Annotated in this window: 10 protein-coding genes; 5 read left to right on the top strand and 5 right to left on the bottom strand. The window is 33.5% G+C overall.

Annotated elements, in window-relative coordinates; genetic code table 11:
- Positions 1-248: 248 nt before the first annotated feature.
- A complete protein-coding gene (locus ACY191_RS03095; RefSeq protein WP_042740464.1) occupies positions 249-1,871 on the top strand; it encodes a BCCT family transporter in 1,623 nt (540 codons plus the stop codon).
- 416 nt (positions 1,872-2,287) lie between these two features.
- On the opposite strand, the gene cudC is transcribed toward ACY191_RS03095, so the two are convergent.
- The gene (cudC, locus tag ACY191_RS03100; protein WP_042740463.1) at positions 2,288-2,845 is read right to left on the bottom strand and encodes a choline uptake/conversion transcriptional regulator CudC; all 558 of its coding nucleotides are present in this window, start codon (positions 2,843-2,845) and stop codon (positions 2,288-2,290) included.
- Positions 2,846-3,032: 187 nt separating this feature from the next.
- Between cudC and betB the strand changes: the two genes are divergently transcribed.
- Positions 3,033-4,523: a betaine-aldehyde dehydrogenase gene (betB, locus tag ACY191_RS03105; protein WP_229366493.1), complete on the top strand. Its 1,491-nt coding sequence runs from the start codon at positions 3,033-3,035 to the stop codon at positions 4,521-4,523.
- 62 nt (positions 4,524-4,585) lie between these two features.
- Positions 4,586-6,271: a choline dehydrogenase gene (gene betA / locus ACY191_RS03110; protein ID WP_042740461.1), complete on the top strand. Its 1,686-nt coding sequence runs from the start codon at positions 4,586-4,588 to the stop codon at positions 6,269-6,271.
- A 204-nt stretch (positions 6,272-6,475) separates the two neighbouring features.
- Here the strand turns inward: betA and ACY191_RS03115 are convergent, their stop codons facing one another.
- The 4 genes from ACY191_RS03115 to ACY191_RS03130 form a co-directional block, all read right to left on the bottom strand.
- A complete protein-coding gene (locus tag ACY191_RS03115; RefSeq protein ID WP_229366494.1) occupies positions 6,476-6,823 on the bottom strand; it encodes a MerR family transcriptional regulator in 348 nt (115 codons plus the stop codon).
- 80 nt (positions 6,824-6,903) lie between these two features.
- Positions 6,904-7,233 (bottom strand): ROK family protein, encoded by a 330-nt coding sequence (locus ACY191_RS03120; protein ID WP_107513023.1) that lies wholly within the window; start codon positions 7,231-7,233, stop codon positions 6,904-6,906.
- A gap of 15 nt (positions 7,234-7,248) precedes the next feature.
- The gene (locus ACY191_RS03125) at positions 7,249-8,007 is read right to left on the bottom strand and encodes an SDR family oxidoreductase (RefSeq protein WP_107641982.1); all 759 of its coding nucleotides are present in this window, start codon (positions 8,005-8,007) and stop codon (positions 7,249-7,251) included.
- A 191-nt stretch (positions 8,008-8,198) separates the two neighbouring features.
- On the bottom strand, positions 8,199-10,352 hold the full coding sequence (locus tag ACY191_RS03130) for a bifunctional glycosyltransferase/CDP-glycerol:glycerophosphate glycerophosphotransferase (protein WP_229366495.1): 2,154 nt from the start codon (positions 10,350-10,352) through the stop codon (positions 8,199-8,201).
- Positions 10,353-10,821: 469 nt separating this feature from the next.
- Here ACY191_RS03130 and ACY191_RS03135 point away from each other — a divergent pair, with 469 nt between their 5' ends.
- Positions 10,822-11,262 carry a GNAT family N-acetyltransferase gene (locus tag ACY191_RS03135; protein ID WP_229366496.1) on the top strand — a complete coding sequence of 147 codons (441 nt, stop codon included), beginning with the start codon at positions 10,822-10,824 and terminating at the stop codon, positions 11,260-11,262.
- A gap of 188 nt (positions 11,263-11,450) precedes the next feature.
- On the top strand, positions 11,451-12,755 hold the full coding sequence (locus ACY191_RS03140) for an MFS transporter (protein ID WP_042740456.1): 1,305 nt from the start codon (positions 11,451-11,453) through the stop codon (positions 12,753-12,755).
- The last annotated feature ends 202 nt before the right edge of the window (positions 12,756-12,957 follow it).

The following is a 12,957-nucleotide window of genomic DNA, read 5'->3' on the forward strand; positions in this document are numbered from 1 at the left end:
GTTTGTAAGATTTGTTCATTTTGTTAAGTTTAAATTTAATACTGTGATTGTGGCGATTTTCTAAAGATGATAAATAATTACATTTATATAATTATTCATCTTTTTGAATTGTGTTTTTTGAATGTAATTTGCATTATTATTTAAAGTTCGTTAGGCTCATGAATGTGAATAATTAAATGGTTTAGCAAAAATGGACGCGAATTTCGTTAAACTTTTACATACTATTCAATTATGAGGAGTGCTCAAAAGTGAAAAAAAATAGAGTTATGGATTGGACCACTTTTATAGGGACAGTTGTTGTATTGTTATTTGCAGTTATTCCTATGATTGTGTTTCCTAAAGCAAGCCAAGAAGTTATCACTAACTTAAACAAAGCAGTTTCGAATTCTCTTGGCTCGGTATATTTATTACTTGGATTAGTAATTTTTGGTTTTGTGCTATATATAGCATTTGGTAAATATGGAAATGTCACATTAGGTAAGGCTACAGATAAGCCTGAATTTAATAACTTTAGTTGGGCTTCAATGTTATTCTGTGCTGGTATCGGCTCAGATATATTATATTGGGGTATCATTGAGTGGGCGTATTATTATCAAGTGCCACCACATGATGGAAAAGGTATGACAGATAGTGCATTAGAGTACGCAACTACATATGGGATGTTCCACTGGGGACCTATTGCCTGGTCAATTTATGTATTACCGGCGTTACCAATTGGTTACTTAGTATTTATTAAGAAAAAACCAATTTTCAAAATAAGTCAGGCTTGTCGTCCGATACTAAAGGGGCAAACTGATAAATTCTTAGGTAAATTAGTTGATATTGTATTTATCTTTGGTTTATTAGGTGGTGCAGCAACATCACTAGCATTAGGTGTGCCATTAATTTCAGCAGGAATTGAACGATTGACTGGTCTAGATGGTCATAATATGGTTATGCGCACCATTATATTATTATTGATTACGCTTGTATTTGGTATCAGTTCATATAGTGGATTGAAGAAAGGAATTCAAGTGCTCAGTGATGTGAACGTCTGGATTTCACTATTATTATTAGCGTTTGTCTTTATTGTAGGTCCGACGGTATTTATTATGGAAACTACAGTGACATCATTTGGTGATATGTTGAAAAACTTCTTCCAAATGGCGACTTGGCTTGAACCGTTTGGCGGTATTGATGGACGTAAAGATACAAATTTCCCACAACAATGGACAATATTCTATTGGTCGTGGTGGATAGTTTATGCGCCATTTATTGGTTTATTCATTGCCCGTATCTCAAAAGGTCGAACATTGAAAGAAATTATTTTAGGAACAATAGGTTATGGTACGTTAGGTTGTATGATGTTCTTTGGTATTTTCGGAAACTATGCAGTTTATCTGCAAATTTCAGGTCAATTTAATGTAATTAATTTCTTGAATAGCCATAGTGCAGAATCAACGATTATTGAAGTTATGCATCAATTACCATTCCCGAACTTAACAATTATTTTATTCTTAATCGCAGCATTCTTATTCTTGGTAACAACATTTGACTCAGCATCATATATCTTAGCAGCTGCTACGCAGAAGCATGTTATCGGTGAACCTTTACGTGCTAACAGATTATTCTGGGCATTTGCATTGAGTTTATTACCATATTCATTAATGCTTGTTGGTGGAGAACATGCGTTAGATGTCTTGAAGACGGCATCTATATTAGCTAGTGTGCCGCTGATTGCTATATTTGTAATCATGATGATTTCATTTATGCGAACATTAGAGGGAGATAGGCTGAAACTCGAAAGACGTGCGGATAAATATCGTGAAGTAGAACGTCGATCACTGAGAATTATTCAAGTTAAAGAAAAAGAAGAAGACGATAATTTATAATCCGTTTTTTAAATCATAAAACATAACAGTCACTTATTTATAAGTGTTAATAGATGCATAAGCAGGTTGGAATATTTTAAATGTTCCAACCTGCTTTTTTAGATTTAAGCGTTAGCATATAAAATAATGGATCATGTTTAAAGAGACATGTTTGTGATGAAGGTACCATATGTTTCAGCACCTTTATGCATGTGCTGAGATAAATTCGTTTGTCCCTTTATATACATTTTGTAATAGTGAGTGGCAGGTCGTGGTAATCAAAGTGGTATATATAAGTACTAAGAAGATATATTAAAGCATAAAAATAGCCCCTCAGTTCCATTGATATGAAATAGGGGCAGCGAATGCATCCTGTTAACTAAGTATCATGCAGTTAAATAAAGTAAATATGAATAGTAATACATAAAGTGTCAAAGTTAATATTTATACTTTTGTTCAGGAATAGGGTAGTGTTTATAAATTTCGCCTGTTTCAATTGCATGGCTAATATTTTCTAGCCATTCAAAGTATGGCAAAGTATCAATTAATTGCTGTTTGATATCGTTACCTTCAGCTTTTACGGCTTCGTCTATACCTTCTCTGTCATTGAGTGTGTCAATAATTGCTATTGCTTTATGAACAGCTTCTGTATTGATTACAATTTCACGACGCCATTTCCTTGGGAAAAAATTACCAAAGAAATTGAAGAAATCCTTTTCAGCTACAAAGTGTTGTTTGCGGCTACCACGAGTGAATTTTTGCTTGACGATATCAAACTCTTGTAGTCTTTTAACGCCTGCACTCATGCTTGGCTTACTCATCTGTAATTCTTCACGCATTTCATCTAGCGTCATGCTGTCTTCGAATAACATTGTGCCATAAAGGTTTCCTACACTACGATTAATGCCATATAAGTCCATCGTCTCACCAATTGCATTAATGAAAATATCTTTTGCTGTTTCTAATTGATGTTCAGGATCATTTATTTTTACCACGACATATACCTCCTACCCATTATTAAAATTTATCTATATGGGTAAAGTTTTTATGAGAACGCGTCATATGCGTTGAATTAATCATTTATACTTAAACGCGTTTGACACCCTTTCAATTACTATGCTAACATAAAATCTATAAAATTCGTTAAATAAAAATTTAACAAACTTAACGGAGGTAATTTTAATGGAACTTGTAAGTAATTTATCTCGTCGTCAATTTATCGATGGTGAGTGGGTTGAAAGCTCAAATAAAGAAACAAGAGAAATTATTAATCCATATAATCAAGAAGTGATTTTTGAAGTTGCAGAAGGTACAGCAGAAGATAGCGAACGTGCAATTTTAGCGGCAAGACGTTCATTCGAAAAAGGTGAATGGGCAAATGAAACAAGTGAGAATCGTGGCAAGAAAGTAAGAGCGATTGCTGATTTAATCGTAAAACATCGTGAAGAGTTAGCGAAACTTGAAACGCTAGACACTGGTAAAACGTTAGAAGAATCTTATGCTGATATGGACGATATTGCTAATGTATTTAATTTCTTTGCTGGTTTAGCAGACAAAGATGGTGGAGAAATTGTTGATTCACCAATTCCAAATACAGAAAGTAAAATTATCAAAGAACCAATCGGTGTTGTTACTCAAATCACACCTTGGAACTATCCATTACTCCAAGCTTCTTGGAAGATAGCACCTGCATTAGCAACAGGTTGTTCATTAGTCATGAAACCAAGTGAAATTACTCCGTTAACAACGATTCGTGTATTTGAATTGATGGAAGAAGTAGGATTCCCTAAAGGGGTAATTAATTTAGTATTAGGTAAGGGTTCAGAAGTCGGTGAGCCATTATCATCACATAAAGAGGTAGACTTAGTATCGTTTACTGGTGGTATTCAAACAGGTAAACATATTATGAAAAATGCTGCAGACAATGTGACAAATATTGCATTAGAATTAGGCGGTAAAAATCCAAATATTATCTTTGATGACGCAGATTTCGATTTAGCTGTTGATCAAGCGTTAAATGGTGGATTCTTCCATGCAGGTCAAGTTTGTTCAGCTGGTGCGAGAATTATTGTCCATAATGACATCAAAGACAAATTTGAGGCTGCATTAATCGATAGAGTTAAACGTATCAAATTAGGTAATGGATTTGATGCTGAAACTGAAATGGGACCTGTGATTTCAGCTGAACACCGTGAAAAAATTGAAGGCTATATGGAAGTAGCGAAATCTGAAAATGCAACAATTGCTGTTGGTGGTAAACGCCCAGAACGTGAAGACTTAAAAGAGGGATTCTTCTTTGAGCCAACTGTAATCACTGATTGTGATACATCAATGCGTATCGTGCAAGAAGAAGTATTTGGCCCAGTTGTAACAGTAGAAGGCTTTTCAACTGAAGAAGAAGCTATTGAAATAGCTAACGACTCTATTTATGGCTTAGCAGGCGGCGTATTTACAAATGATATTTCTAAAGCAGAACGTGTGGTAAATAAATTGAAGATGGGTACAGTTTGGATTAATGATTTCCACCCATACTTTGCACAAGCACCATGGGGTGGCTATAAACAATCAGGTATTGGTAGAGAACTTGGTAAAGCTGGCTTAGCTGAATATCAAGAAGAAAAGCATATTCTACGTAACACAAACCCAGAACCTGTGAATTGGTTTGGCAAATAATACTTTTAAGAAAATATAAATAAACACAAAGTTAGACATAAATTTTAGGAGGCAATATAAAAATGAGAAAATCTTATGATTATATTATCATTGGTGGCGGAAGTGCTGGTTCAGTATTAGGAGGCAGATTAAGTGAAGATGCTTCAAAAAACGTACTTGTATTAGAAGCAGGACGTAGTGATTATCCTTGGGACCTATTAATTCAAATGCCAGCAGCATTAATGTACCCAGCAGGTAACAAGCTATATGACTGGATTTATGAAACAAATGAAGAACCACATATGGATGGACGTAAAGTAGGCCACGCACGTGGTAAAGTATTAGGTGGTTCAAGTTCTATCAATGGTATGATTTATCAACGTGGTAACCCAATGGACTATGAGAAATGGGCTAAACCAGAAGGTATGGAGAAATGGGATTTTGCACATTGTTTACCATACTTTAAACGATTAGAAACAACTTTCGGCTCAACTAAAGATGATCCATATCGTGGACATTATGGTCCGATTAAATTACGTCGTGGCCCAGCTACAAACCCATTATTCCAAGCATTCTTTAATGCAGGAGTAGAAGCAGGATACAATAAAACACCTGACGTGAATGGTTTCCGTCAAGAAGGTTTCGGACCTTTTGATAGCCAAGTACACAATGGACGTCGTGTATCAGCATCAAGAGCTTATTTACACCCAGCAATGAAACGTAAAAATCTAGACGTACAAACACGTGCATTCGTTACTAAATTGAATTTCGAAGGTAATAATAAAGTGACAGGTGTTACATTTAAGAAAAATGGTAAAGAACATACTGTAGAAGCAAAAGAAATTATTTTATCAGGTGGGGCAATCAACTCTCCACAATTATTACAATTATCTGGTATTGGTGATTCAGAACACCTACGTTCAGTTGGTATCGAGCCACGTTTACACTTACCTGGTGTCGGTGAAAACTTTGAAGACCATTTAGAAGTATATGTGCAACATGCATGTAAAGAACCTGTATCAATGCAACCAAGTTTAAATAAATTAAAAATGCCATTTATTGGTTTACAATGGATCTTCGGACGTAAAGGTGCTGCAGCATCTAACCATTTCGAAGGCGGCGGATTCGTACGTTCAAATGACGAAGTAGATTATCCAAACTTAATGTTCCATTTCTTACCAATTGCTGTAAGATATGATGGTACAAAAGCGCCAACAGCACACGGATACCAAGTTCACGTTGGTCCAATGTACTCAAATTCTCGTGGTCATTTGAAGATTAAATCTAAAGATCCGTTCGAAAAACCAGACTTTGTATTTAACTATCTATCAACAGAAGAAGATAAACGTGAATGGGTAGAAGCAATCAAAGTTGCAAGAAACATCTTGTCTCAAAAAGCATTAGATCCATTTAACGGTGGAGAAATTTCACCAGGACCTGAAGTTCAAACAGACGAAGAAATTATCGAATGGGTTAAGCGTGATGGTGAAACAGCATTACATCCATCATGTAGCTGTAAAATGGGACCTAAATCTGATGAACTGTCAGTTGTTGACCCAGATACATTTAAAGTACATGGTATGGAAAACCTACGTGTAGTAGATGCATCTGTAATGCCACGTACGACTAATGGTAATATTCACTCTCCAGTACTAATGATGGCTGAAAGAGCAGCTGATATCATCAGAGGTAAGAAACCATTAGAACCAGAATATATTGATTTCTATCGTCATGGTGTACATGACAAAGATGCTGGAACTATTAAATAATTCCACTCACCAATAGTGATTATATAGCATATAAAAATAAAGCAGTGAAGCTAACGTTATAACTAACGTGACTTCACTGCTTTTTTGATATGGAATTTGGGTACAACAAATGATGATTGATTTAATAGACAAGCATTTAGTTACTGCTATTCAAGGTCGACTTCGTTTTATATATTATTTTATATTAAATTCTCCCAAACGATGTTATTCCTTTTCGATAAGCGTAAATTTATGTTCTAAAGTGTTTAATGCTTCTTCGATTAAGGTACTTTGTTGCATGAGATTTTGTTGGTGTAGCTTCAATATTTCAATCCTATCGTTTTTAGTTGCTGGACCTTGATGATAGAGTTCTGCAATTTGTTTGATTTGTACAATAGGCATATGTGTTTGTCTCATACACTTCACAAATTCTATCCAATAGAGGTCTTCTTCCTTAAAATCTCTATTACCATTTTGATCGCGTTCAATAAATGGAAATAATCCGGATTTGTCATAGTATCTAATTGTGTGTGCACTCATGCCAATTTTTTCTGCTGCCTGCTTTACATTCATTATAAACGCTCCTATATTGCAATTGCGGTGTTTTTTAGTTAATCATTGTTATGGTTAATTTAATAGATTTAATCTAGTTGTTATTTATACTGAATAAGAGATTGAACTAGATTATCATGATCTTGTTCAATGTAAGCACTGAAGCCGAATTTACTTTCTAAATCAGTTTTTAGTTGTGCTAATTCTGAATAATTGATAGCACTGATATCTGTGATGCTAAGTCCGATTGCTTTAATATCATCATGATATAAGTGGTTTTCGTGAGACAGTTCAATGATATACTCTGCAAGCTGGTTTACATACTCTGTTGGTTCTATTCGTACGGTTTGTTGATCAATGATTTCACCTTGCCCGTCAATGATGCTTAATTGCGTATTTGGATTTAAGAAATCTGCTACAAAATATTGCATCTTTAAAACCTCCATTTATCTTGTCGTATAACCCCCATTTGCAAATAGCGTTTGACCGTTAATCCACCAACCTTCTAAAGTGAGAAATTTGACGATTGGCGCAATATCTTCAATTTGTGTGAGTTGATTGTGTAATGCTTGCGATTTATGGAAAGCAACAGCATCGTCAGATTCTTGTGGATAAAAGAAAGGTGTATCCATTGGGCCTGGTGCCACATTATTTACAGAAATACCACGTGCCATAAACTCTTTAGAAGCAGCTCTTGTATAATGTTCTAGTGGTGCTTTTTCACCTGCATACGTTGAGTAGAAACCTGTATATGCTGCTAACAATGACGTTGCAATTGAAATGATTTTCCCGTCATCATTCATATACTGTTCTGCATATTTAATAAAAAAATATGCCTGTTTGGCATTGATAGATTGCATTATGTCGAAATCTTCTTCACTGGTATCTGCAATTGGTTGTTTTAATACTTTACCCACTGTATTGATAGCGATATCAATTTTTCCGAAAGTTTTTTCGGCAAATGCAAATAAAGCTTGGATATTTTCGATTTGAGTTAAGTCTCCAGAAAAGATTGCGCCGTTACCTCCTAAGTCTTTGACGGTTTCTAAAGTATGATTAGCTTGCTTTAAACTGTTATCATTATGATGATGAATGATAATATTTGCACCCTCTCTTGCATAGGTTTCACTTAATAAGCGACCTAGATTTTTTGCTCCCCCGGTAATGACTACGACTTTGTTGTTTAATGAAGTAAATTTACCCATCATATTACCTCCTAATTTTTATAACGTTACGTTACACCTTAGAGTACGCTCTCAAGCAAGTTATATGTGGAAGGGGGTTGATATATCAAATAAAAACCACCAACAAATTAGGGAGTATCCCATTTGTTGGTGGTTTTAGTTTAATGATCTTATTTGGAGTTTATTAATTTTAGCACAGATTTAAATAGAAATTATTTTTCAGTTATTAAGTCTGAAATTGCTTTTGAAGCCTTACCATTTTCTATTGAACAGAAATCATTATAGAATTTATCGATCTTACCTTGGTAGTCATGGGTAATTTTATCTAAGTTCTGTAAATCATCTGCTAATTGATAAGCATCCTTATAAATTGGACCTGGTAAGTCGTTGTGGAAATCAAGATAGAATCCACGTAGGTCTTGGTCATATTTATCTAAGTCATAAGCAAAGAAGATTTGAGGGCGTTTTAATACACCGAAATCGAACATAACGGATGAATAATCTGTAATTAAACAATCAGAAATTAGATATAGCTCTGAAATATCGCTGTAATTTGATACGTCTATTGCAAAGTCTTCGTAACCACGTAGGTCTAACGCATTTGAAATTAGATAATGCATTCTTAGTAATACAACATAGTCGTCGCCTAGCTTTTGTTGTAAATTATCTAAATCAATTTTTAAGTCGAATAGATATTTACCTTTTTTTACAAATTCATCATCTCGCCAAGTAGGAGCATACATAATGACCTTTTTACCTTCTGGAAGGTTTAGATTTTCTTTAATTTGTTGTATAAATGCTTGGTCATTCGCTCTGTTTACTAAGACATCATTTCTAGGATATCCAATTTCTAAGATTTTTTCGGGTGGCATCCAGAAAGCTGTCTCGAAAATTTTAGATGAATATGCATTTGGTGAGATAAGGTAATCCCAACGATTAGTTTCTTCACGGAAATTACGTTTATAATTATCCGTTGTTGTACCTGGCATACGAACGACTTTCATGTCATTTGCTAATCGTTTTAAAGGTGTACCGTGCCATGTCTGTATGTAGACTTGGTTTGGTTTTTTATTTAAATAAAGCGGTAATCTAGCGTTAGACACCCAATATTTAGCTCTTGAATATGCATCATAGTAAGCAGCAGAGCCTTTCTTTACTTTTTTAGCTGGACCAGGTAAAAAAGCTTTGTCTGGACTTTTGAATACCCAAATAAATTCTAATTGAGGATAATGTTTCATCATATATTCATAAATATATTTAGGGCTATCGCTATAATTTTTACCACCAAATGATTCAAAAACAATCGTTCTTGGATTTACTTTATCGATGTTATCGGTTAATTGATAGTGTGCACGATTTTTATTTTTCCTTTTTAGAACAACACTTTTCAATAATCTCGTATTTTTGCGTATGCGATTGACTTTAAATGCTTTATTACGTTTGTTAAACATCAATAATAGCATTTCTATAATAAATAAAGGTTTTTCATTTTTTATAATAGACGGGAATAATGAACGTACTACTTTTGGTAATAATTCACTATGTTGTTCGTAACGTTCTGGTGTCTTTCTCAATGACGGTTCGAATGAATGCTTCAGTAAGTTTTTCATTTTATTGCGAATGAATGCTTTGTTTTCTTGTCTTGACGCACGTTTGACTGAGTCACTAAAGCTATAAACATAATCGTTAAAGATTACGCCAAAGTCTTGTTTAGATAACGTCGGTTTTAAAAATGGATCATATACTTCTCCTTTAATATAGAAAGGGAAGCGACTGACACGTACGAATTTATTAGCATATTTAATAAATTCTAGTACAAATGACCAGTCAATAAATATATTTAAATCTTCATTAAACTGTATGTTGTGTCCATGGACGATAGCAGTTTTAAAGACGATATTACACGCAGAATGCTTACGTAAAAATTGATTAGAATTTTCTTTCGTATCTAAGTAACTAACTCTTACAAGATTTTGATCCACATATTGAGGAATATCAAGTGTAAATGAGTGAATTGGTGCGATTAAAGCATCAAAATGATTCAAGTTTTTCATATAGAATGATAGGGCGTAAGAAGCGAGATAATCATCTGAATCTACAAAAACGAAGTAGGGCGCTTCTACTGATTTCATTGCCACATTTCTTGCGTGTGCATGGCCCATATTTTGTTCTAAATCAATTTCTTTAACGGTAATATCCCAATCTTTAAGTATTTGTGTAGCGATGACTTTAGATTGGTCCGTTGAACCATCGTTCACTAAGATTAATTCGAAATCTTGGAATCGCTGATGTTTAAGACTATTTAGACATCTCTCTATATAATCTTCTGAGTTGTAGTAAGTTACTATAACGGATATAGACTTCATTGTTTTACCTCTTTTTCAATTTTTTTCTTAATTTTTATAAGGTAGAATGTAACAAAAAGTAAGTGGTTATTTCAAATGTTAACTTACTTTGGTCATACCTTAGTCTAGATACAGTAGTTTCTCTGTATTAAGAAATAGTAGTAGTCTTGTTGTTTGTATGAATAGTTAAATTATACCATGTAAATGTGTATTTTTTGCTTTTGAATTATGAAAATACAGCACATGGTAAAAAACCACCTCTCTTATTTTACTATAAAAATTTAATATATCTAGTGATTAAACTAAATTATAGGTAATTTTTGTAGAATATTATTTAAAATTTAATATTAGTTCTAAAAAATAAAACGTAAATATACAACAATGTTTTGTGTTATATGATTTGAGTACAATTAGAATGGTTTTAGTGTGGTTTATGGCAAAGAAAACAATCAAATAAATAGTAAACATAATAATAGAAGGAAGTGATCAAATGTCTATTAAATTAGCGACGAATAAAGATTTGAAAGTGATTTATAACGCAGTACCCTATTTGTTTAAAGAGGCTATGAATTGTCAAATAGCTGTATCTGATGATGCACTTAAAGCATTATCGAAAGAATTGGTGTCAAAAGGTGCACGATACTTTGTGTGGAAAGAAGGGGAATCGATTAAAGGTTTTATATTATTTGATACAAAATTTGATTATTTAACACAACAAGCATATGGATTTATTTATGAGCTTTACGTGTTTGAGGAATATAGAGGGATGCATATTGCAAAGGAATTAATAAACTTTATTCAAAAGTATGCACAGGATCAAGGACTTCTGACTTTAAAATTAAATGTCTTCACAAGTAATACGGTACAGCGTTTTTATACTGCGTTAGGATATCAAGTGGAGCAAATGACCATGAGTTTATCATTAGAATGAAAGACATAATAAATAGAAAGATTATATTTTAAATTAAAATTTTAAGTGACATTATTGTTGTCGTTACAAGGGTTTTTGGATTTTTAATTTTTTGAAAAATCAAATTAATTAAAAAATTATATTGACAACGCTTACAAATAGAGTTAAGTTTTCTTATGATTTAAGTGTTTAAACATGGGGGGAGCAAGGTGAAAAATTATCGATACTTTATCATTACGATGATCATCGTAATGACTATGATTAATTATGTTGATCGTGGTGCTATTTCATATGCTCAAGAAGATATTATTAAGGAATTTGGTTTTGATAATATTGCTTGGGGTGCTATATTAGGCTACTTTGGATATGGTTATATGCTTGGTTCGTTATTTGGAGGCATTACTGCAGACAAAAAAGGACCGAAGTTTGTATGGCTAGTGGCTGGAACATTATGGTCACTGTTTGAAATCGGTATGGCTTTTGCAGGTGAAATAGGCATGGCATTGTTTGGTGGATCAGCAATTGCTGGATTTGGATTGATGCGTGTATTATTTGGTGTGTCAGAAGGTCCAATCTTTTCGACAATTAGTAAAACAAATGCTAACTGGGCTGCACCAAAGGAACGCGGATTACTGTCTGCGCTTGGCTTGATTGGTGTACCATTAGGTGCATTGATTACGGCACCAATTGTATCAGGATTCTTAACGATTTCTAATTGGCGTGTATTATTTGTTTTATTAGGGCTTATTGGACTTATTTGGATTATCATATGGTATAAAGTGTTTACAGACTATCCAGAAGATAATAAACATGTGTCTAAAGAAGAATTAACGGCAATACGTTCTACTGAATCAACAGTCGAAGGTGAAAAAACTGTAGAAACAGAACACAATGCGCATGAAAAATGGTATCATTTTTTCAAGAGTCCGACGCTTGTGTTTAATATGATTGGCTACTTTGGCTTCCAATACATAAACTTTTTAATATTAACTTGGACACCAAAATATTTACAAGATGAATATCATTTTGAAATACATTCGTTATGGTATTTAGGTATGATTCCATGGATTGGGGCTTGTTTTACTGCGTATTTTGGTGGTAGACTTTCGGACTGGTTACGTTATAAAACAGGCAGTCTTAGAATTGCCAGATCCGGTTTAGCTATTTTTGGAATGACTTTAGCGGCGATTTGTTTCTTGATTATTCCAACAACTAACAATATTGCCTGGATTATGTTTTTGATGATGTTAGGTAATGCTTGTATCTTCTTACCAAATGCCGTTTATTGGGCAGTCATTATTGATACAGCACCTAAAAAGACTGGAACATATGGTGGAATGACACACTTTTTCGTGAATTCCGCTACGATTATCGCTCCGACTTTAACAGGAATCTTAGTAACATCTTATGGTTATTCATCAATGTTTATTTCAGCAGTCATTGCAGCAGTTATAGGTATTATTGCAATGTGCTTTGTTAAGCCAGGTATAAAGAAAATATCTATTAATAATTAAATGTAAATTGAATTTTTGAAGTGAATTAATAATATGATATGAAAATGCACATTTCTAATTAAAGAAATGTGCATTTTTTGTGTTTAGAAGTTATTTTTAAAGATATGTAAAATAATATTTGGTAATTTTATAAACAGATGATTTGTAATCCGTAATAAATTGAGTATAATTTGATTTTGTAAAAAATAATTAAGGAGCATTG

The sequence above is a fragment of the Staphylococcus sp. TCBT05 genome (assembly GCF_055179755.1).